Origin of the sequence: Streptomyces sp. NPDC079167 (genome assembly GCF_040686735.1) — a bacterium.
Lineage (GTDB): Bacteria > Actinomycetota > Actinomycetes > Streptomycetales > Streptomycetaceae > Streptomyces.
This window is the reverse complement of sequence record NZ_JBFBLO010000003.1, coordinates 145,627-165,690: the sequence shown is the minus strand read 5'-3', so window position 1 is coordinate 165,690 and position 20,064 is coordinate 145,627. Positions and strand designations below refer to the sequence as shown.

Annotated in this window: 18 protein-coding genes; 10 read left to right on the top strand and 8 right to left on the bottom strand. The window is 69.8% G+C overall.

Features of this window, described 5'->3' with window-relative positions:
• Positions 1-7: 7 nt before the first annotated feature.
• Complete coding sequence (locus tag AB0P41_RS08385; protein ID WP_365930919.1) at positions 8-430, bottom strand: ATP-binding protein; 423 nt, start codon at positions 428-430, stop codon at positions 8-10.
• Positions 431-685: 255 nt separating this feature from the next.
• Between AB0P41_RS08385 and AB0P41_RS08380 the strand changes: the two genes are divergently transcribed.
• On the top strand, positions 686-1,540 hold the full coding sequence (locus AB0P41_RS08380; RefSeq protein WP_356709196.1) for a helix-turn-helix transcriptional regulator: 855 nt from the start codon (positions 686-688) through the stop codon (positions 1,538-1,540).
• A complete protein-coding gene (locus tag AB0P41_RS08375) occupies positions 1,537-1,719 on the top strand; it encodes a DUF397 domain-containing protein (RefSeq protein WP_365930917.1) in 183 nt (60 codons plus the stop codon). The genes AB0P41_RS08380 and AB0P41_RS08375 overlap by 4 nt, the downstream gene beginning before the upstream one ends.
• Positions 1,720-1,778: 59 nt before the next feature.
• Here AB0P41_RS08375 and AB0P41_RS08370 read toward each other — a convergent pair whose 3' ends face one another.
• Positions 1,779-2,657: a D-alanyl-D-alanine carboxypeptidase gene (locus AB0P41_RS08370; protein WP_356709200.1), complete on the bottom strand. Its 879-nt coding sequence runs from the start codon at positions 2,655-2,657 to the stop codon at positions 1,779-1,781.
• A gap of 231 nt (positions 2,658-2,888) precedes the next feature.
• Here AB0P41_RS08370 and AB0P41_RS08365 point away from each other — a divergent pair, with 231 nt between their 5' ends.
• Both AB0P41_RS08365 and AB0P41_RS08360 read left to right on the top strand, forming a co-directional pair.
• Positions 2,889-3,572 carry a GntR family transcriptional regulator gene (locus tag AB0P41_RS08365; protein ID WP_365930915.1) on the top strand — a complete coding sequence of 228 codons (684 nt, stop codon included), beginning with the start codon at positions 2,889-2,891 and terminating at the stop codon, positions 3,570-3,572.
• Complete coding sequence (locus AB0P41_RS08360) at positions 3,569-4,876, top strand: MFS transporter (protein WP_365930913.1); 1,308 nt, start codon at positions 3,569-3,571, stop codon at positions 4,874-4,876. Before AB0P41_RS08365 ends, AB0P41_RS08360 begins: the two co-directional genes overlap by 4 nt.
• A 102-nt stretch (positions 4,877-4,978) precedes the next feature.
• Here the strand turns inward: AB0P41_RS08360 and AB0P41_RS08355 are convergent, their stop codons facing one another.
• Positions 4,979-5,803, bottom strand: a complete 825-nt coding sequence (locus AB0P41_RS08355) for a maleylpyruvate isomerase family mycothiol-dependent enzyme (protein ID WP_356709206.1) — start codon at positions 5,801-5,803, stop codon at positions 4,979-4,981.
• 214 nt (positions 5,804-6,017) lie between these two features.
• Between AB0P41_RS08355 and AB0P41_RS08350 the strand changes: the two genes are divergently transcribed.
• On the top strand, positions 6,018-6,815 hold the full coding sequence (locus AB0P41_RS08350) for a carbon-nitrogen family hydrolase (RefSeq protein ID WP_356709208.1): 798 nt from the start codon (positions 6,018-6,020) through the stop codon (positions 6,813-6,815).
• Positions 6,816-6,884: 69 nt separating this feature from the next.
• Here AB0P41_RS08350 and AB0P41_RS08345 read toward each other — a convergent pair whose 3' ends face one another.
• A complete protein-coding gene (locus tag AB0P41_RS08345) occupies positions 6,885-7,379 on the bottom strand; it encodes an LURP-one-related family protein (RefSeq protein WP_356709210.1) in 495 nt (164 codons plus the stop codon).
• 64 nt (positions 7,380-7,443) lie between these two features.
• On the opposite strand from AB0P41_RS08345, the gene AB0P41_RS08340 reads away from it, so the two are divergent.
• A complete protein-coding gene (locus AB0P41_RS08340) occupies positions 7,444-9,255 on the top strand; it encodes an NHL domain-containing thioredoxin family protein (RefSeq protein WP_365930910.1) in 1,812 nt (603 codons plus the stop codon).
• Positions 9,256-9,334: 79 nt separating this feature from the next.
• Here the strand turns inward: AB0P41_RS08340 and AB0P41_RS08335 are convergent, their stop codons facing one another.
• The 3 genes from AB0P41_RS08335 to AB0P41_RS08325 all read right to left on the bottom strand — a co-directional run bounded on the left by AB0P41_RS08335 (position 9,335) and on the right by AB0P41_RS08325 (position 12,934).
• Complete coding sequence (locus tag AB0P41_RS08335; protein ID WP_124277833.1) at positions 9,335-9,556, bottom strand: DUF6458 family protein; 222 nt, start codon at positions 9,554-9,556, stop codon at positions 9,335-9,337.
• 104 nt (positions 9,557-9,660) lie between these two features.
• Positions 9,661-10,959 carry a M18 family aminopeptidase gene (locus AB0P41_RS08330; protein ID WP_356709214.1) on the bottom strand — a complete coding sequence of 433 codons (1,299 nt, stop codon included), beginning with the start codon at positions 10,957-10,959 and terminating at the stop codon, positions 9,661-9,663.
• A gap of 148 nt (positions 10,960-11,107) precedes the next feature.
• The gene (locus tag AB0P41_RS08325) at positions 11,108-12,934 is read right to left on the bottom strand and encodes an acyl-CoA dehydrogenase (protein WP_365930908.1); all 1,827 of its coding nucleotides are present in this window, start codon (positions 12,932-12,934) and stop codon (positions 11,108-11,110) included.
• Positions 12,935-13,106: 172 nt separating this feature from the next.
• Here AB0P41_RS08325 and AB0P41_RS08320 point away from each other — a divergent pair, with 172 nt between their 5' ends.
• The 3 genes from AB0P41_RS08320 to AB0P41_RS08310 all read left to right on the top strand — a co-directional run bounded on the left by AB0P41_RS08320 (position 13,107) and on the right by AB0P41_RS08310 (position 15,823).
• On the top strand, positions 13,107-13,547 hold the full coding sequence (locus AB0P41_RS08320) for an SseB family protein (RefSeq protein ID WP_356709218.1): 441 nt from the start codon (positions 13,107-13,109) through the stop codon (positions 13,545-13,547).
• A 149-nt stretch (positions 13,548-13,696) separates the two neighbouring features.
• Positions 13,697-14,653 carry a pirin family protein gene (locus tag AB0P41_RS08315; RefSeq protein WP_365930906.1) on the top strand — a complete coding sequence of 319 codons (957 nt, stop codon included), beginning with the start codon at positions 13,697-13,699 and terminating at the stop codon, positions 14,651-14,653.
• Positions 14,654-14,746: 93 nt separating this feature from the next.
• On the top strand, positions 14,747-15,823 hold the full coding sequence (locus AB0P41_RS08310) for an AI-2E family transporter (protein WP_356709222.1): 1,077 nt from the start codon (positions 14,747-14,749) through the stop codon (positions 15,821-15,823).
• Here AB0P41_RS08310 and AB0P41_RS08305 read toward each other — a convergent pair.
• The gene (locus AB0P41_RS08305; RefSeq protein WP_365930904.1) at positions 15,818-17,938 is read right to left on the bottom strand and encodes a SpoIIE family protein phosphatase; all 2,121 of its coding nucleotides are present in this window, start codon (positions 17,936-17,938) and stop codon (positions 15,818-15,820) included. The genes AB0P41_RS08310 and AB0P41_RS08305 overlap by 6 nt on opposite strands.
• A 174-nt stretch (positions 17,939-18,112) precedes the next feature.
• Here AB0P41_RS08305 and aspS point away from each other — a divergent pair, with 174 nt between their 5' ends.
• Positions 18,113-19,930 carry an aspartate--tRNA ligase gene (aspS, locus tag AB0P41_RS08300; RefSeq protein WP_356709226.1) on the top strand — a complete coding sequence of 606 codons (1,818 nt, stop codon included), beginning with the start codon at positions 18,113-18,115 and terminating at the stop codon, positions 19,928-19,930.
• The last annotated feature ends 134 nt before the right edge of the window (positions 19,931-20,064 follow it).

Here is a 20,064-nt window from a genome sequence, read left to right as displayed (position 1 = left end):
TCCGCAGTCAATCCACGGTGAGTTCGGCGAACACGGTCTTGCCCACGGTGCGCGGCTCGACGCCCCAGCGGTCGGCGAGCCGGGCGACGACGAGCAGGCCGCGCCCGTAACAGTCGTCCGAGCCCACTTCGCGCAGTCCGGGCAGCCGCTCCCCGCGAGGATCGCTGACCTCGATGCGGAGGGCGGTGCGGGTGAGAGTGAGGCGCACCCGGAAGAGCCTGCCGCGCATGCAGCCGTGCAACAGCGCGTTGGTCGCCAACTCGCTGACAAGCAGCGCGGTTTCATCCGCACGATCGGGCTGTCCCCACTCCGTGACGAGGCGCGCCGCCCGTCTGCGGCAGAGAGAGACGCTGCGGGCGGTCGGGGTGTAGTCGAGGCGGTCCTCGTGGAGTACGGGCTCGGGGGCCGGGATCTCTTGGGCTGCGGTCATGCGCGCGAGCTCCTTGGGTGCGGGCGGTGGCGATGCCGCGCCTGCGCAGGGCAGGGCGGTGCACTTCCGCCGGGCGGTGCCGCTGTGTGAGCGGTGCGCTGCTGAAAGTAGCGACACCCGGCAGGTCGGCACAATCTCTCCGAGATATTTATCCCCGTCCGAGTGATTGTGGCCTGACGCTCCGCGATTGCAGACTGTCTCCGACAACAGGAGGTATGAACGGTGCCGAAGGCGCGCGTGGACGTAGGAAACCGTGTGTCCACGGTTCTGGCCCGCCAGTTGGGCAACCAACTACTGGCCTTCCGGGAAGCTGCGGGTCTGAACCAGACGCAGGCTGCTGGAGTCCTCAGCGCTCAGGCGGCCAAGGTCGCCAAGATGGAGCGTGGTTGGGTCCCGTTCCGAGATCCTGACGTCATCGCACTCTGCCGCGCGTACGGGGTCGATGACCCGCGTGTCGTGGAGGGCATGCTCCAGTTGGCCAAGCTGGACCGGGAGCGGCGTAGAGCCAAGGGCTGGTGGGTCACCGAGCTCACGCCAGGAAGCTTGCGTGAGTACATCGCGATGGAAGATGTCGCTCTCCGACTGCGAACTTGGCAGCTCGCCCTGATCCCAGGACTGTTTCAGACGCCTGAGTACATGAGGGCTCTTGCGGTCGCCGCTGTCTCGCCCGACCGGATCGAGGAGATCGAGCGCCTCGTCGACGTGCGTCTGCGGCGTCAGCGGCGCCTGCACGGTGACAGCCCCTTGCATGTGCACGCGGTGATCTGGGAGGCGGCGCTGCGCCAGATGATCGGCGGTCCCCAGGTCATGCGTCAGCAGCTTCGCCATCTGGGCGAGCTCATGGAAGCACCCAACATCGATGTGCAGGTGCTCCCCTTCCGCGCGGGCGTGCATTCCTGTGGCGGCGGGGCCTTCAACGTGCTCTCGTTCGCGGAGGAAGGTGCGGTGGACGTGGTGCACATGGACGGTCTGCGCTCCACCAACTGGGTCGAGGGCGCGGAGGAGAGCGCCGCCTACACTGAACTGTTCGCACGCACCTGTGCGACGAGCCTGTCACCGTACGACTCGTTGCGGTTCGTGGAGAGCCTGGCCAAGGGGATGGACGAGTGAGCGAGTTCGACTTCTGCAAGTCCAGTTACAGCGAGCCGAACGGCGAGTGTGTGGAAGTCGCCCTCAACGTCCCGGGCACAGTGGCGATCCGCGACTCCAAGGGGCCCTACGGAGACGTCCTGGCTCTGGCCCCCGCCGCCTGGGACCGCTTCGTAGCGGATCTGCGCCGGCAGCCGTAGGACGACCGAGGGCCCCGCCCGCGCATCGTGCGAGCAGGGCCCACTTCCGAGCCGCGGCGCTACTTCTTGAAGCCGTAGTCCAGGAGCTTCTTCGCGTCGGACGTCCGGGTGTTCGCGGACGTCGAGGTGAGAACGGTCCCGATGACCGTCTTGCCCTTCCGGGTCGCCGCGAAGACCAGGCAGTACTTCGCCGAGGGGCCCGAGCCGGTCTTCACGCCGATCGCGCCGCTGTAGCTGCCCAGCAGCGGGTTGGTGTTCGACCACGACATGTAGCGGTAGCCGCCGCTCTTCGTCGTGACCTTCTGCTTGGTCGACTTCGTCTTCACGATCGCGCGGAACGTGGAGCTCTTCATCGCGCTGGCGGCGATCTTCGTCAGGTCGCGCGGCGTGGAGTAGTTCGAGCCGCTGCCGATGCCGTCGAACGAGTCGAAGTGGGTGTTCTTCAGGCCGAGGCTCTTCGCGGAGGCGTTCATCTTGCCGATGAAGGACTTCACCCGGGCCGCGCGGGTGGAGCCCGAGCCGAACTTGTCGGCCAGTGCGTACGCGGCGTCGCAGCCCGAGGGCAGCATCAGGCCGTACAGGAGCTGGCGGACCGTGACCTTGTCGCCGACGATCAGCCGGGCCGACGAGGCGGTGTTCTTGACGATGTAGTCGCTGTACGCCTTCTGGACCGTGACCTTGGAATCGAGGTTCAGGTTCTTCTGCGCCAGCACCACCTTGGCGGTCATGATCTTCGTGGTGGAGCCGGTGGAGCGGCGGGTGTCCGCGGCCTTTCCGTAGAGCGTCTTCGCCGTGCCGCTGTTCATCACGAAGCCGCCCTTGGCGGCGATCGAGGGCGTCGGCGGGGCCGCGGCCTGAGCCGTGGAGGCGAACGCGCTGCCCGCGAGGACGGCGCCCGCGGTGAGAGCGACGGTGGCGGCAGCGCTTACGCGGTTCATGCCCGTGGGACCAGTTTTCAAGTCGAACGCTCCAAATACACCTGAAATGCGGCTACATGGGGTGCCGCTCGCTGGTGAGACTCGCGAGACACCCGGATGGATGCCTCCTCGTACGGGTGATTTCACACCTGACCGGAGCTCGGCCGGACACCAGGGTCGAACGTCTGCTCCCCCCGTCCGGATCCCGGACAGGGAGAGCGGACGCACCCATCTTGTATCTATGCTGTGTGCATGCCTGCCGCGCCTATCGCCGAACCCGCCGCCCACAAGGCGGCTCCCAAGCCACCGCCCGCAGCCGAGCGCGTCTACACCCACATCAAGGAAGCCGTCCTCGACCGCCGCTACGAAGGCGGCACGCTCCTCACCGAGGGCGACCTGGCCGAGGCCGTCGGAGTGTCCCGGACCCCGGTGCGGGAGGCGCTGCTCCGGCTCGAGGTCGAAGGGCTGATCAAGCTCTACCCGAAGAAGGGCGCGCTGGTGCTCGCGGTCTCCGCGCAGGAGATCTCCGATGTGGTGGAGACCCGGCTGCTCGTGGAGGAGTTTGCGGCACGGAAGGCCGTGCCCGCGTCGGCGCAGCTGATCGCCCGGCTGGAACAGCTCCTGTCCGAGCAGCGGGAGCTCGCGGAGGCGGGAGATCTGGCAGCGGTCGCCGTCAAGGACCGGTGCTTCCACGCCGAGATCGTGAAGAACGCGGGCAACGAGATCCTCTCCCGTCTCTACGACCAGCTCCGTGACCGGCAGCTGCGCATGGGCGTGGCCGTGATGGAGGCGCACCCCGGCAGGATCGCCGCCAACATCACCGAGCACGGCGAGCTGCTGGACGCCATCAGGGCCGGCGACGCCGACGGCGCCGCACAGGTCGTGCGGCGCCACGTCAGCCGGGTCAAGGTGCTGGTCCGGGGTGATGACCGATGAGCTCCGCGTCCCCCACCCTCTCCCTGCCCGGAGACCCGCCCGGCGGACGGCGTGCCCTCTGGGTCTGGGGCATCGGTGTCGCCGTCTACTTCGTCGCGATCATCTTCCGCACGAGTCTGGGCGTCGCCGGACTCGACGCCGCCGACCGGTTCGAGGTCAACGCCTCGGCCCTGTCGACGTTCTCCATCCTGCAGCTGCTCGTCTACGCCGGCATGCAGATACCCGTGGGCCTCATGGTCGACAGGCTCGGCACCAAGAAGGTCCTCACCATCGGCGTGGCGCTCTTCACGCTGGGGCAGTTGGGCTTCGCGCTCTCCCCCTCGTACGGCATGGCGCTCGCCTCACGCGCGCTGCTCGGCTGCGGCGACGCGATGACCTTCATCAGCGTGCTGCGGCTCGGCGCCCGGTGGTTCCCGGCCCGGCGAGGACCGCTGATCGGACAGGTGACCGGGCTCTTCGGGATGGCGGGCAACCTCGTCTCGACCCTCGTCATCGCCCGTGCGCTGCACGGCTTCGGCTGGACCGCGACCTTCGTCGGCAGCTCGCTGGCCGGAGTGGTGGTACTGATACCGCTGCTGCTCTTCCTCAAGGACCACCCCGAGGGCCACGAGCCCCCGCCGGCCGAGCACGCCGGAGCGGCGTACGTGCGGAAGCAGATCGCCGCTGCCTGGCGGGAGCCGGGCACCCGTCTGGGCATGTGGGTGCACTTCACGACGCAGTTCCCCGCCATGGTCTTCCTGCTGCTGTGGGGCATGCCGTTCCTGGTCGAGGCCCAGGGGCTGAGCCGGGGCACCGCCGGTGAGCTGCTCACCCTGGTGGTGCTCTCCAACATGGTGGTGGGGCTGGTCTACGGCCAGGTCATCGCCCGCCACCACGCGGCGCGCGCCCCGCTGGCCCTGGGGACGATCGCGACGACCGCGCTGCTCTGGGCGTCGACGATCTTCTACCCCGGCGACCACGCGCCGATGTGGCTCCTGATCACCCTGTGCGTGGTGCTCGGCGCCTGCGGACCGGCCTCGATGATCGGCTTCGACTTCGGACGCCCGGCCAATCCGCCGGAGCGTCAGGGCACCGCCTCCGGCATCGTCAACATGGGCGGTTTCGTGGCCTCGATGACGACACTGTTCGCCGTCGGCGTCCTGCTGGACGCGACCGGGGACAACTACCGCGTCGCGTTCGCGTCGGTCTTCGTCCTGGAAGCGCTCGGCGTCGTACAGATCCTGCGGCTGCACGCCCGCGCCACCCACAGGGAACGCGATCACCACGTCGTCAGCCGGGTCGAAGCCGTGCACGTCCCCGCCTGACGGCGGACCCGGCGGCGCGCCCGTCCCGGTCTCTCCACGGGCGGGCGCCGCCGGTCACGGGGTCACGGCTTCACGGGGTCACGGCTTCACGGGGCCACGGCTTCACGGGGTCACGGCGAAGTGGCGCAGGATCTCGGCCGCCAGCTCCTGGTCACCCTCGATCTTGATCCGGTCCTCCACGGCCCCCGCCCGGACCCGGCCGCAGGCCAGCCGGTAGTACGTCTCCCAGTCCATCGCCAGGGTCGCCGCAGGGCCCAACGACGGCGCGCCGTCGACCGAGCCGTGGCCCTCGCCGTCGACCCTGACCGTACGCAGGAACTCCAGCGGGCCGTGCACATCGAAGACCACGGCCGTGTTGGGCGGCGCGCCCGCGTCCTTGGCGACCACCTTCGCCAGCCCCGCCAGCAGCGTGTCCCGGACGACGAGGGCGCCGGGGGAATCCAGGTTGCCGGGCTGTCCGAGCGTGGTGCGCAGGTCCTGCTCGTGCACCCAGACGTCGAACGCCCGCATCCGCAGCGCCAGTTCCAGCGTCTGCTCGGCGCCGAGGGGCGCCCGGACCATGGTCTCGGGGGCGCGCGACTCGTTGCGCAGCTGACGCATGCGCCGGATGAGCGTGTACTCCAGCTCCGAGGTCATCTCCGGCGCGGTGTGGTGGCGCCGGACGTCGACCTGCATCTCCATGTACCGCTGGTGGTCGTTCTGCACGTGGTAGAGGTCGCGTGGCAGCGTGTGGATCGGCCGGGGGTCGCCGAGCTGCTCGCACTCCATGCCGATGACGTGCGAGACGATGTCGCGTACCGACCAGCCCGGGCAGGGCGTCCGGCGGTTCCACTCCCCCTCGACGAGCGGCTTGACCAGCTCGGATATCGACTCGACGGAGTGGGTCCAGGCATCGGCATAGGTCTGGAGGCTGGGATGGACGGTCACGGGACCCCTCGTGCGGTTCTGCGGTGCATGGGCTGGAGAGCAGGTGGTGCCGGTCGGGACGGCCGGCACCGACGGTGCGGTCTGCGGTCTGCGGTCTGCGGGCTGCGTGGGGAGTTCGCTCGCTAAGTTACGCTGCGAGCAGGCACCCCGGCAGTGCTTTCGTGTGACGATCGTAGGCCCGCGTTGACGGCTCCCATGCCAGGACGGTGGTAGTGTGCACGCCTCCCTCATCCAGATCGCAGTAAACCCGGATGAATCGGTCAATTCCCGTAGAGAGCGCGCGGCTTCACTGGTCGTGGCCCAGCGGGGCGCGGACCTGGTCGTCCTTCCTGAGCTCTGGCCGGTCGGTGCCTTCGCCTACACCGCGTTCGCCGATGAGGCGGAGCCCCTGGAGGGCCCCACCCACGACGTCATGGCGAAGGCGGCCGCCGAGGCCGGGGTCTGGCTGCACGCCGGGTCGTTCGTCGAGCGCGCCGAGGACGGCACCCTCTACAACACCTCGCTGGTCTTCTCCCCCGAGGGTGAGCGGGCCGCCTCCTACCGCAAGATCCATCGCTTCGGCTTCGACAAGGGCGAGGCGGTGCTCATGGGCGCCGGGGAGGAACTCGTCACCGTCGCCCTGCCGGAGACCGTGGTCGGCCTCGCCACCTGCTACGACCTGCGCTTCCCCGAGCAGTTCCGGGGGCTCGTCGACGCGGGGGCCGAGACCATGGTCGTCGCGGCCGGCTGGCCGGAGCGCCGTCGTTCGCACTGGACCCTGCTGGCGCAGGCCCGAGCGGTCGAGAACCAGGCGTACGTTCTGGCGGTCGGTTCGGCGGGCACCCACGCGGGGGTCGAGCAGGCGGGCCACAGCATCGTCGTCGACCCCTGGGGCGAGGTGCTCGCCGAGGCGGGGGCCGGCGAGGAGGTGCTCACCGTGGAGTTCGACCCGGTGAAGGCCACCACCACCCGGGAGCAGTTCCCGGCCCTCAAGGACCGCCGCCTGGGCCTCGCGCCACGGCGTCTGGCCTGAGCCGTACGCAGTCGTCCCGAGGGCCCGGTTTCACGTGAAACCGGGCCCTCGCTCCGGTCCGGAGGCCGTTCAGTCGTCGTCGTGCTCCTTGTCCGCGAGGACGATGACGCACACCGCCACGGCGAGGAGCAGGGGCGCGTCGGCGTCCTCCCGCACGATGTCGACGCCGTAGGTGTCGCGGACGGTCAGCCAGCGCCGGGAGACCTGGGCGAGCAGCTCACCGTCGTAGTCGATGGCGAACTCGCGGTCCAGGATCTTGCCGCTGACGTCCAGTTCGGTGCCGTCCACCAGGGTCACCCGGTAGTGGTTGCGCAGGAGCGACAGCCGCTTCCGCTTGATCTTGGCGAGTTCCTCGCCGTTCCGCTCGATCAGCATCGTGTCGCGCAGGCTGATCAGCTTCTGCCGGATCTCCACCAGCACCTGGCCATCGGTGTCCTTCAGCTCGAAGGTGTCCCGGAGCCGCATGGCCTTGCCGTCGACGAGGAAGAGCTTCCGCCCGTCCGCGTCCTCGATCCAGTAGTCGTCTCCGACGCCGAACACTCGCTCACGTACGAGAAGTCTCATGGATCACAGGTTCCCCGACGACCTGCCGGAATGCGCGCAGGCCACGGTGCTGTTGACTGTTGGCATGACAGCACGTGCACGTGTCCGCGCCCCCGAACTGATCGGCAAGGGCGGCTGGCTCAATACAGGCGACCGGCAGTACACCCTCGCTGACCTGCGGGGACGCATCGTCATTCTGGATTTTTGGACATTCTGCTGTGTCAACTGTCTGCATGTGCTCGACGAGCTGCGTGAGCTGGAGGAGAAGCACCGCGACACCGTGGTGATCATCGGCGTCCACTCCCCGAAGTTCGTGCACGAGGCGGAGCACCAGGCCGTGGTCGACGCCGTCGAGCGGTACGAGGTGCACCACCCGGTCCTAGACGACCCGGAGCTCGCCACGTGGAAGCAGTACGCCGTCCGCGCCTGGCCCACGCTCGTCGTCGTGGACCCCGAGGGCTACGTCGTCGCCCAGCACGCCGGTGAGGGTCACGCGCACGCCATCGAGAAGCTGGTCGAGGAGCTGGAGGCCGAGCACGCCGCGAAGGGCACCCTGCACCGCGGTGACGGCCCCTACGTCGCTCCCGAGCCCGTGGCCACACACCTGCGGTTCCCCGGCAAGGCGCTCGCCCTTCCGGGCGGCGGCTTCCTGGTCTCGGACACCACCCGGCACCGCCTGGTGGAGCTGGCCGAGGACGGCGAGACCGTGCGGGGTCACTTCGGCACCGGTGAGCGCGGATTCGCGGACGGCGGCCGCGACGAGGCCCGGTTCAGCGAGCCGCAGGGCCTCGCCGTCCTGCCCGACGGCCGGGTGGCCGTCGCGGACACCGTCAACCACGCGATCAGGGCGCTCGACCTCGCGACGGGCGTGACGACCACGCTCGCCGGGACCGGACGCCAGTGGTGGCAGGGGTCCGCGACCAGCGGCCCGGCCACGGAGGTGGACCTGTCGTCGCCGTGGGACATCGCCTGGTTCGGCGACCGGCTGTGGATCGCGATGGCCGGGGTGCACCAGCTGTGGACGTACGACCCCGGGCAGGGCACGGTACGCGTCGCCGCCGGGACGACCAACGAGGGACTGGTCGACGGGCCAGGGGAGGAGGCGTGGTTCGCGCAGCCGTCCGGTCTGGCCGCGGCCGGTGACCGGCTCTGGATCGCCGACTCGGAGACCTCCGCGCTGCGCTACGTGGACCGGGAGGGCGTCGTCCACACCGCTGTCGGTACCGGTCTCTTCGACTTCGGCCACCGCGACGGTCCGGCCGGCCAGGCGCTTCTCCAGCACCCGCTGGGCGTCACAGCCCTCCCCGACGGCTCCGTGGCCGTGAGCGACACCTACAACCACGCGCTGCGGCGGTACGACCCGGAGAGCGGCGAGGTCACCACGCTGGCCACCGACCTGCGGGAGCCGAGCGACGCGGTCCTCGTGGACGGCGATCTGGTCGTCGTCGAGTCCGCACGGCACCGGCTGACCCGGCTGCGGCTTCCCGAGGAGGCCGTGCGGGTCGCGGACCGGGCCCACCGCACCCGGCGCGCGGCCACCGAGGTCGCCGCCGGCACGCTGAGGCTGGACGTGGTCTTCCAGGCGCCCGCCGGGCAGAAGCTCGACACCCGGTACGGCCCCTCCACCCGGCTGCTGGTCTCCTCGACCCCGCCGGAGCTGCTGGCCGGGGGATCGGGCCAGGGAACGGATCTGGGGCGTGACCTGGTCCTCGCGGACGGGGTCACCGAGGGCGTTCTGCACGTGTCCGCGATGGCGGCGTCCTGCGACGACGACCCGGACAACGAGTACCCGGCCTGCCATGTGCACCAGCAGGACTGGGGCGTTCCCGTGAGCGTCACCGCCGCAGGGGTGTCCAGGCTCCCGCTGGTGCTGGCCGGGATGGACGAGCAGGGCTGACGGCGGACCGGCGCGGCGGCGCCGCGCCACGCGCCCTCAGGGCACGTGCCGGCGCCACGCCGCCTGGCGGGACGTCAGCTCACTGGTAGCGGCGCTCGTCCTCCGAGACGACCGTGGTGGTGGGCGGCACGACCATGCGGCGGCGTCGCGCGATGCTCACGTAGACGAAGACCCCGACGAGGCCGACGAGCATCATGATCCAGCCGACCAGGTCGACGTTGACGGTATCCATTTCCCAGTCGGTGGCGAACGCCAGGATCGCCCCGGCACCGATCAGGAGAATGCATCCTCCGAGTCCCATGATTTCCGCCTCCTCGACGGCCCGGTGAATCCGGGCCGGTGTACGGGTCGCGTACCCGGCCCGGCAACAACCATGTCCCCCGGGGCGGTTGGGACGGTGGAGGATCAGCCCGCGAGGAACGCCGTGAGCGCGTTGGCCAGGAGATACGGATCGTCGGCGCCGCAGAGTTCGCGCGCACTGTGCATCGACAGGATCGCCACGCCGATGTCGACGGTCGTGATGCCGTGCCGGGCCGCGGTGATCGGGCCGATCGTCGTGCCGCACGGCATCGAGTTGTTGGAGACGAACGTCTGCCACGGCACGCCGGCCTTCTCGCAGGCCGCGGCGAACACGGCGCGGCCACCGCCGTCGGTGGCGTAGCGCATGTTGACGTTGACCTTGAGGATCGGCCCGCCGTTGGCCACCGGGTGGTGCGTCGGGTCGTGCCGCTCGGCGTAGTTGGGGTGGACGGCGTGGCCGGTGTCCGAGGAGAGACAGACGGTTCCGGCGAAGGCCCTGGCCCGGTCCTCGTACGAACCGCCGCGCGCGAACACGGAGCGCTCCAGGACCGTGCCCAGCAGCGGGCCGTCGGCGCCGGTGTCGGACTGGGAGCCGTTCTCCTCGTGGTCGAAGGCGGCCAGCACGGGGATGTACGGGATCTCGCCGTCAGGCTGCCCGGCCACGGCGGCCAGCGCGGCCGTCGCCGCGTGCACCGAGAGGAGGTTGTCCATGCGCGGCCCGGCGAGCAGTTCGCGGTCCCGGCCGAGGTAGGCGGGCGGCTCGACGGGGTGCGGCATGAGGTCCCAGCCGGTGATCTCCGTGGCGTCGACGCCCGCCGCGTCGGCGACGAAGCGGATGAGGTCGCCCTCCTCGACGTCGCCGAGGCCCCAGATCGGCTGCATGTGCTTCTGGCGGTCGAGCTTGAGGCCGTCGGGGTTGGCGGACCGGTCCAGGTGCACGGCGAGCTGGGGGACCCGCAGCAGGGGCCGGTCGATGTTCACCAGCCGGTGCGTGCCGTCACGCAGGGAGATGCGGCCGGCGAGACCGAGGTCCCGGTCGAGCCAGGTGTTCAGGAGCGTCCCGCCGTAGATCTCGACGGCGATCTGACGCCAGCCGTACGCGCCGGTGTCGGGCAGCGGCTTGACCCGCAGGTTCGGGGAGTCGGTGTGGGCGCCCACGATCCGGAACGGGGTGTGGGCCGTGGCGCCCTCCGGCACGTACCAGGCCACGATGGCGCCGCCCCGCAGGACGTACTTCCCTCCGGTGGAGCCGTCCCACGCGTCCGTCTCCTCGACCTGCCGGAATCCGGCCTTCTCCAGCCGCGCGGCGGCCGCGGCCACAGCGTGGTACGGGGAAGGGGCCGCCATCAGGAAGGCCATCAGATCGTCGGTGTGCCCGCGGTCGAAGCGGAGGGGAGAGCTCATGTTCTTCACTGTAACGACGGCGGCCCGAGACGTTTAACGGTGTACGACGGCGGGGCGCCGCCCGTGTCCGGAAAGTTGCCCCGCGCAGGACGACGCCGCCGCCCGGAGGGTTCCGGACGGCGGCGTCGTCGGAGTGGAGCGGCGAGGACTAGAACGCGGCCTCGTCCAGCTCCATCAGCGAGTTGTCGACGGCCTCGGCCAGCGCGCGCTCGCCGGAGACGCCCGGCAGGACGTTCGCGGCGAAGAACTTCGCAGCGGCGATCTTGCCCTGGTAGAAGGCGGTGTCCTTGGCGGAGGCGTTGCGCAGCTTCTCGGAGGCCACGACCGCGCCCTTGAGGAGCAGGTAGCCGACGACGACGTCGCCCGAGGCCATCAGGAGGCGGGTCGTGTTGAGACCGACCTTGTAGATGTTCTTGACGTCCTCGCCGGTGGCGGTGAGGTCGGTGATCATCGTGCCGACGATCGCCTCCAGGTCCACCGCGGCCTTGGCGAGGTTGTCCAGCGAGCCGGACAGCTCCTCGTCGCCCTGGGCGCTCGCGAGGAACTTCTTGATCTCCTCGGAGAGGGCGTTCAGCGAGGCGCCCTGGTCGCGGACGATCTTCCGGAAGAAGAAGTCCTGGCCCTGGATCGCCGTCGTGCCCTCGTAGAGGGTGTCGATCTTGGCGTCGCGGATGTACTGCTCGACCGGGTACTCCTGGAGGTAACCGGAGCCGCCGAAGGTCTGGAGCGACTGCGCGAGCTGCTCGTAGGACTTCTCCGAGCCGTAGCCCTTCACGATCGGCAGCAGCAGGTCGTTGAGGCCGTTGAGCGCCTTGGCGTCCTCGCCCGCGGCCTCCTTCACCTGGATCGCGTCCTGGACGGAGGCGGTGTACAGCACGAGGGAGCGCATGCCCTCGGCGTACGCCTTCTGCGTCATGAGGGAGCGGCGCACGTCGGGGTGGTGCGTGATGGTGACCTTGGGAGCCGTCTTGTCCATGAACTGCGACAGGTCGGTGCCCTGGACGCGCTCCTTGGCGTACTCCAGCGCGTTGAGGTAGCCCGCCGAGAGGGCCGCGATGGCCTTCGTGCCGACCATCATGCGGGCGAACTCGATGATGCGGAACATCTGGCGGATGCCGTCGTGCTTGTCGCCGATCAGCCAGCCCTTGGCGGGGTGCTGGTCGCCGAAGGTCATCTCACAGGTGTTCGACGCCTTGAGGCCCATCTTGTGCTCGACGTTCGTCGCGTACACGCCGTTGCGCGCACCGAGCTCGCCCGTGGTCCAGTCGAAGTGGAACTTCGGGACCAGGAAGAGGGAGAGGCCCTTGGTGCCCGGGCCGGCGCCCTCGGGGCGCGCCAGGACGTAGTGGAGGATGTTCTCGGACATGTCGTGCTCGCCCGAGGTGATGAAGCGCTTCACACCCTCGATGTGCCAGGAGCCGTCCTCCTGCTCGACCGCCTTCGTGCGGCCGGCGCCGACGTCCGAACCGGCGTCCGGCTCGGTCAGCACCATCGTCGAGCCCCACTGCTTCTCGACGGCGATCTCCGCGATCTTCTTCTGCGCCTCGTTGCCCTCGTCGAAGAGGATGCCGGCGAACGCGGGGCCGGAGGAGTACATCCAGACCGCCGGGTTCGAGCCGAGCAGCAGCTCCGCGTAACCCCAGATCAGGGAGCGCGGCGACGTCGTGCCACCGATCTCCTCGGGCAGGCCAAGGCGCCAGTACTCGGAGTCCATGAAGGCCTGGTAGGACTTCTTGAAGGAGGCCGGGACGGGTGCGGTGTTCGTCGCGGGGTCGAAGACCGGCGGGTTGCGGTCCGCGTCGGCGTACGAATCGGCGAGCTCGTTCTCCGCGAGGCGGGTCACCTCGTCCAGGATGCTCTTCGCGGTGTCGACGTCCATCTCCGCGAACGGACCGGTGCCGTACAGCTTGTCGCGCCCGAGGACCTCGAAGAGGTTGAACTCGATGTCGCGGAGATTCGACTTGTAGTGCCCCATGGGAAGGCTCCGTAATCAATAGCAGTGGCGCGCAGCGCCCCGTGGAGGAGTGAGGATCGGGCGACGGACGGCCGGGCGTGGGTATATCAACCTGACCCCTACGATGATGCTACCCGCCAGTAATAAGGCGCAACCCCTCTAGGCGCAGATGTGTCCGATTACTCTTTGCGGCATGTATGGCTACGACCAGAACCAGGGCGCACAGCAGCAGATGGGCGGCGGCTACGGCGAGCAGCCGTTGTACCCCGAGCCCTCGCCGCCGTCCCTGGCCGACGCGGTTCGGGCCTTCACGACCGGTTCGCTGTCCGCGGAGGACTTCCAGCAGATCTTCGCCACGGCGAAGGTCTACTGCCCGCGCGGTGACAACCCCGGCTTCCTGGCGCTCCACAACACCCAGCAGCCCGTGATCCCCATGTTCACCACGCTCAAGGAGCTCCGGAGGTACGCCGGCAAGGAGTCCAAGTACTTCGTGATCACGGGTGCCGAGGTGATCGACCTGCTGCCGACGGGCTACGGGTTCGTCCTCGACATGGAGGGTGATCACCGCATGGTCTTCGACGCCAAGGCGGTGGAGCAGATGGTGGACTTCGCGATGCGTCGTATGTACGGCTGAGCCCGGTCCCGCACCGGACGGCGACGAGGGCCCGCACCGAACCGGTGCGGGCCCTCGTCGCTGTCCGGAGGGGCGGGAATGGATGCGGCCTTGCTAGATGTTCACTGTTCAACTAAATTGGGATCAGAAGACTCCCGGAGGTGGCTCCCATGCCCGCAGTGACCGTCGAAAACCCGCTGACCCTGCCGAAGGTCGCGGCCCAGGCCGAGGCCGTGGCCCGCCCTGTGCTGACCGTCACCACCGCGCCCAGCGGCTTCGAGGGCGAGGGGTTCCCGGTGCGGCGCGCCTTCGCCGGGATCAACTACCGGCACCTCGACCCGTTCATCATGATGGACCAGATGGGTGAGGTGGAGTACGCGGCAGGCGAGCCGAAGGGGACCCCCTGGCACCCGCACCGCGGCTTCGAGACCGTCACCTACATCATCGACGGGAGCTTCATCCACCAGGACAGCCACGGCGGCGGCGGCGCCATCGAGAACGGCGACACCCAGTGGATGACCGCCGGCAGCGGGCTGCTGCACATCGAGACGCCGCCCGAGGCGCTCGTCATGTCCGGCGGCCTCTTCCACGGCCTCCAGCTCTGGGTGAACCTCCCCAAGGCCGACAAGATGATGGCCCCCCGCTACCAGGACATCCGTGGTGGCCAGGTCCAGCTCCTCGCCTCCCCGGACGGCGGCGCGCTGCTGCGTGTCATCGCCGGTGAGCTCGACGGCCACGAGGGACCGGGCATCACGCACACGCCGATCACCATGGTCCACGCGACGGTCCGGCCGGGTGCCGAGGTGACGCTCCCGTGGCGCGAGGACTTCAACGGCCTCGCGTACGTACTCGCCGGGCGCGGCAGCGTCGGCGAGGAGCGCCGCCCGGTCCGCACCGGGCAGACCGCGGTGTTCGGCAAGGGTTCCTCGCTGACCGTCCGCGCCGACGAAACGCAGGACGGCAACACACCGGACCTGGAGGTCGTGCTGCTCGGCGGGCGCCCGATCCGGGAGCCGATGGCGCACTACGGGCCGTTCGTGATGAACACTCAGGACGAGCTCAAGCAGACCTTCGAGGACTTCCAGGCCGGCCGCCTCGGCAAGGTCCCCGCGGTCCACGGCATGTGACCCGCCCCTGCCGTCCGAGCGTACGGTGACGGACCGTCACCCGTACGCCCGTGCGGAGGGGACACCGTTCCCGGCCCGTGATCGGGTGGGAGGGTGCCTACCCGGAAGCCCCTCCTGCCCGACGTCGCGCGGCGGACGGCCGCCTGGTGCGGTGTCCTGCTGCTGGTCGCCGGCGTCGCGGCCGTGGCCGTCTGGCTGTGCGTGGCGCTCAAGACGGCGGTCACCCCGGTCCTGCTGGCACTGCTCGGCACGGCACTGCTCGGTCCCGTCCACCGCTGGCTGACCGCCCACAAGGTGAACAGGTCGGTGGCGGCCGGACTCACCTGCGCCGCGCTCGTCGCGGTGGTGGGCGGCGCCGGATACATCGTCGTCACGGCACTCGTGGACACCGGCGGCCAGATCGTGGCCTCGCTCAAGGAAGCCGCGCAGTGGGTCATCGACCACTTCGACATCGCGGGCGTCGCCGACGTCGACGACCTGGCGGACAACGCCAGGGACCTCGTCGAGAAGTTCGGCGCGAGCGCCGCGGGCGGACTGCTCACCGGGATCAGCCTCATCGGGTCGCTCGTGGCCACGGCGGTCCTGGCGCTGCTGCTGACGTTCTTCTTCCTGCGTGACTCGGACCGCGCCGTCCACCTCGCCCACACCGTCGCCCCGCGCGGCACGGGCGAACTCGTGGAGGCCATGGGGCGCAGGGCCTTCGAAGCCGTCGAGGGGTTCATGCGCGGCACCACCTTCATCGCCCTGATCGACGCGCTGTGCATCACGGTGGGCCTGCTGATCCTGGGGGTGCCCGGGGCGGTGGGGCTGGGCGCGCTGGTCTTCGTCGGCGCCTACATCCCGTATCTCGGGGCCTTCATCTCCGGTGCCGTCGCCGTGCTGGTCGCGCTCGCCGACCGGGGCTTCGTTATCGCGCTCTGGGTGCTGGGAGTGGTGCTCGCCGTCCAGGTGCTGGAGGGGCACGTGCTCCAGCCCGTCATCCAGAGCCGTACGGTCCAGATGCACCCCGCCACGGTCATGATCGCGCTGACCGCGGGCGCGAGTGTCGCGGGGCTGCTGGGCATGCTGCTTGCGGTGCCGGTGTGCGCCGCGGTGTTCGGCGTGATCGGCGAGCTGCGCAAGGGATACGAGGCCGGAGGCCGGGAAGGCGCGGTCCCCGGGAGCTCATGAGCCGGTGACGCCCAGCTCCGCCGGCTCCTCGGACTCGTACAGCTCGAACCAGATCGACTTCCCCTCGCCCCTCGGGTTCACCCCCCAGGCGTCGGCGAGCATCTCCATCAGCACCAGCCCCCGGCCGCTGGACGCCATCTCCCCCGGACGCCGCTTGTGCGGCAGCTCGTCGCTGGCGTCGGCCACCTCGACACGCAGCCGCCGCTCGCCGCGCTCGCCCGTCACCTCCGCGACGAGCAGCGCGTCCCCGTCCGTGTGGACGAGCACGTTCGTGGACATCTCGGAGACCATCAGCTCCGCGGAGTCGACCTGTTCCGTGTCCGCCCAGTCGTGCAGCAGCTCCCGCAGTTGCTGCCTGGCGGCCGCGACGCGCTCGGGCTCCGCCTGGGCGATGGTCATGGCCGAGCGCCGCGCCGGGGTCCTGCGCGTCCGTTCGGCCTCGCGGCGCAGCACCAGGAGCGCGATGTCGTCCTCACGCCGGTCCACCAGGGGGCCCGTCGTGTAGTGGGAGCCGGGGCCGTGCACCGTCTGCACGAGGGCGTCCGCGAGCTCCTCCAGGTCCTCGACGGGCTTCTCCAGGACCGGCCTCAGCCTGGTCCATCCGGTGGCCATGTCATGCCCGCCGGTCTCGATGAGCCCGTCCGTGCACAGCATGATCGTCTCGCCGGGGCTCAGGACGACGCGGGTCGTCGGGTAGTCGGCGTCCTTCTCGACGCCCAGGGGCAGCCCCCCGGCGGTCTGCCGGATCACCGCGGTGCCGTCGACACTGATCACCACCGGGTCCGGGTGTCCCGCACGGGCGACGTCGAGGGTTCCGTCCGCCGGGTCGGCCTCCGCGTACAGGCAGGTCGCGAAGCGTGTCGTGTCGGACCGGTCCTCGCCGTCGTCGAGGTCGTACGTCTCGGTCAGTCCGGACAGGAAGCGCGAGGCCCTGGAGAGCACGGCGTCGGGGCGGTGCCCCTCGGAGGCGTACGCGCGCAGGGCGATCCGCAGCTGGCCCATCAGGCCGGCCGCCCGCACGTCATGGCCCTGGACGTCACCGATGACGAGGGCGATACGGCCGTTGGGGAGCGGGATCACGTCGTACCAGTCGCCGCCGACCTGGAGCCCTCCTCCTGTCGGGATGTAACGCGCCGCCACCGTCAGGCCGGGCACACCGGGGCCCAGGGACGGCCTCATCGCCCGCTGGAGGCCCAGCGACAGCTCGCGCTCGGTCTCGGCGGCGCCCGCGCGGGTCAGCGCCTGGGCGAGCATCCTGGCCACCGTGGTCAGCACGGAACGCTCGTCCGGCGAGAAGACCACGTTGTGCCGGAATCCCGCCATCCAGGCGCCCATGGTGTGCCCGGACGAGATCAGCGGCAGGAAGGCCCAGGACTGGCGGCCGAACTCCTGGGCGAGGGGCCAGGTGGCAGGGAAGCGGCGGCGGTACTCCTCGGGGGACTCCAGGTAGATCGCCTGGCCGGTCCGCACGACCTCGGCGGCCGGGTAGTCCGTCTGGAGGGGCATGTCGGTGAACGGCTTCTCGTCGCCGACGTTGTGCCCGTGGTGCCCGACCACCGTCAGCCGCTCACCCGAGACCCCGAACACGGCGAGTCCGTCGGGCGAGAAGCCGGGCATGGAGAGCGAGCCCGCGACCCGCAGGACCTCCTCGGTGGACACCGCCTCGGCGAGCGCCCGCCCCGCGTCCAGCAGGAACGCCTCCCGCGACCGCCGCCAGTCGCCCGTGATCGGGGTCATCGCCGCTGTGTCCTCCGGCAGCTGGGTGACCTCCTGGAGGATGCCCTTCAGTACGTACGTGTGGCGGCCCGGGGTGTCCAGCGGGACCGGCTTCGACCGGGTGCGCACCGTGCGCAGGACCACGCCGCTCTCGTCCAGGATCCGCATCCTGGCCTCGGCCACCGTGCCCTCGGCGATCGCGAAGGCCACGATGCCGTCGATCTCGTTCCAGTCGGCCGGGTGGAAGCGGGGGCGCACCTCGGCTCCGGGGCGGACCGTGGCCTCGGCGGGCAGTCCCACCAGCCGCGCCGCCTCGGCGTCGAGCGTGACCGTGCCCGTCGAGCTGTCCCAGCTCCACAGCCCGGTCCCGATCGCAGCCAGGATCTCCTCGGTGCGCATTGCCCCACTTTAGGAAGATGTTCTCCGCAGTCGCCACCGAAGGAGAGCGCCCGTCGGATGCCGCCGGGCGGGTCCCGGACAGCCGTGCGGCGACAATGCCAATGAAGCGGTGCGTCCACGGGCGGTAGCCTGGGGTGTCAATCCACCCCGACCGCGAAGACTGGATGAACGACGATGCATCGGTACAGGTCCCACACCTGCGGCGAGCTCCGCGCCTCTGACGTCGGCACCGACGTCCGGCTGAGCGGCTGGCTGCACAATCGTCGAGACCTGGGCGGCATCCTCTTCATCGATCTGCGCGACCACTACGGTCTGGTGCAGCTCGTCGCCCGCCCCGGCACCCCCGGCAACGACGCCCTGGCGAAGCTGACCAAGGAGACCGTCGTCCGGATCGACGGCAAGGTCTCCGCGCGCGGCTCCGACAACGTCAACCCGGAGCTCCCGACCGGCGAGATCGAGATCGAGGTCACCGAGGTGGAGGTGCTGGGCGAGGCCGGCCCGCTGCCCTTCACGATCAACACCGAGGACGGGGTCAACGAGGAGCGGCGTCTGGAGTACCGCTTCCTCGACCTGCGCCGCGAGCGCATGCACCGCAACATCATGCTGCGCTCGGCCGTGATCGCCTCCATCCGCTCCAAAATGGTGGCCCTCGGCTTCAACGAGATGGCGACGCCGATCCTCACCGCGACCTCCCCCGAGGGCGCCCGTGACTTCGTGGTCCCGTCCCGGCTGAACCCGGGCAAGTTCTACGCGCTTCCCCAGGCGCCGCAGCAGTTCAAGCAGCTGCTGATGATCTCCGGCTTCGACCGCTACTTCCAGATCGCGCCGTGCTTCCGCGACGAGGACGCCCGCGCCGACCGTTCGCCCGGCGAGTTCTACCAGCTCGACGTCGAGATGTCGTTCGTCGAGCAGGAGGACGTCTTCCGGCCGATCGAGAAGCTGATGACCGAGCTCTTCACCGAGTTCGGCAACGGCCGCGAGGTCACCTCGCCGTTCCCGCGCATCCCGTTCCGCGAGTCGATGCTGAAGTACGGCAACGACAAGCCGGACCTGCGGGCCAAGCTGGAGCTCGTCGACATCTCCGACGTCTTCGCCGACTCCGGTTTCAAGGCGTTCGCCGGCAAGCACGTCCGCGCGCTGCCGGTCCCGGACACCGCGGGCCAGTCCCGGAAGTTCTTCGACGGCCTCGGTGAGTACGCCGTCGAGCACGGGGCCAAGGGCCTCGCCTGGGTCCGCGTGGGCGAGGACGGCACGCTGGCCGGGCCGATCGCGAAGTTCCTCACCGAGACGGACGTCAAGACCCTCACCGAGCGGCTGTCCCTGGCCCCCGGCCACGCGGTCTTCTTCGGCGCGGGTGAGTTCGACGAGGTCTCCAAGATCATGTCCGCCGTCCGTGTGGAGGCCGCCAAGCGCGCCGGCCACTTCGAGGAGGGCGTCTTCCGGTTCTGCTGGATCGTCGACTTCCCGATGTACGAGAAGGACGAGGACACCGGCAGGATCGACTTCTCGCACAACCCGTTCTCCATGCCCCAGGGCGGCATGAAGGACCTGGAGGAGAAGGACCCGCTGGACATCCTCGCCTGGCAGTACGACATCGTCTGCAACGGCATCGAGCTGTCCTCCGGCGCCATCCGTAACCACGAGCCCGAGGTCATGCTGAAGGCCTTCGAGATCGCCGGCTACGAGGCGGAGACCGTCGAGCGCGAGTTCGCGGGCATGCTGCGCGCGTTCCGTCTCGGCGCCCCGCCGCACGGTGGCATCGCCCCGGGTGTCGACCGCATCGTGATGCTGCTGGCCGACGAGCCGAACATCCGCGAGACGATCGCCTTCCCGCTCAACGGCAACGCCCAGGACCTGATGATGGGTGCCCCGACCGTGCTTGAGGAGACCCGGCTGCGTGAGCTGAACATCCAGCTCCGCAAGCCCGTCGCGGCCGCGAAGGACAAGGTCGACGTCACGGACGCCGTGGCGCGGGACACCGGCGCGAAGTAGATCTCAGCGGTTCCGCTTCGGTTCCACGTGAAACAGTCCCCGGCCACCGGCCGGGGACTGTTTTTTCGTGGCGCCGGGGGCCACGGCACCGGCGCCTGACGGTTCCGGGCTTTTTGCCTGCGTACGGGTGGACC

What these genes read in the sequence shown, in the direction of transcription:
- AB0P41_RS08385 (WP_365930919.1), bottom strand. Translation starts at nt 430, where the DNA reads ATGACCGCAGCCCAAGAGATCCCGGCCCCCGAGCCCGTACTCCACGAG.
- AB0P41_RS08370 (WP_356709200.1), bottom strand. Translation starts at nt 2,657, where the DNA reads ATGAACCGCGTAAGCGCTGCCGCCACCGTCGCTCTCACCGCGGGCGCC.
- AB0P41_RS08365 (WP_365930915.1), top strand. Translation starts at nt 2,889, where the DNA reads ATGCCTGCCGCGCCTATCGCCGAACCCGCCGCCCACAAGGCGGCTCCC.
- AB0P41_RS08360 (WP_365930913.1), top strand. Translation starts at nt 3,569, where the DNA reads ATGAGCTCCGCGTCCCCCACCCTCTCCCTGCCCGGAGACCCGCCCGGC.
- AB0P41_RS08345 (WP_356709210.1), bottom strand. Translation starts at nt 7,379, where the DNA reads ATGAGACTTCTCGTACGTGAGCGAGTGTTCGGCGTCGGAGACGACTAC.
- AB0P41_RS08340 (WP_365930910.1), top strand. Translation starts at nt 7,444, where the DNA reads ATGACAGCACGTGCACGTGTCCGCGCCCCCGAACTGATCGGCAAGGGC.
- AB0P41_RS08335 (WP_124277833.1), bottom strand. Translation starts at nt 9,556, where the DNA reads ATGGGACTCGGAGGATGCATTCTCCTGATCGGTGCCGGGGCGATCCTG.
- AB0P41_RS08330 (WP_356709214.1), bottom strand. Translation starts at nt 10,959, where the DNA reads ATGAGCTCTCCCCTCCGCTTCGACCGCGGGCACACCGACGATCTGATG.
- AB0P41_RS08325 (WP_365930908.1), bottom strand. Translation starts at nt 12,934, where the DNA reads ATGGGGCACTACAAGTCGAATCTCCGCGACATCGAGTTCAACCTCTTC.
- AB0P41_RS08320 (WP_356709218.1), top strand. Translation starts at nt 13,107, where the DNA reads ATGTATGGCTACGACCAGAACCAGGGCGCACAGCAGCAGATGGGCGGC.
- AB0P41_RS08315 (WP_365930906.1), top strand. Translation starts at nt 13,697, where the DNA reads ATGCCCGCAGTGACCGTCGAAAACCCGCTGACCCTGCCGAAGGTCGCG.
- AB0P41_RS08305 (WP_365930904.1), bottom strand. Translation starts at nt 17,938, where the DNA reads ATGCGCACCGAGGAGATCCTGGCTGCGATCGGGACCGGGCTGTGGAGC.
- aspS (WP_356709226.1), top strand. Translation starts at nt 18,113, where the DNA reads ATGCATCGGTACAGGTCCCACACCTGCGGCGAGCTCCGCGCCTCTGAC.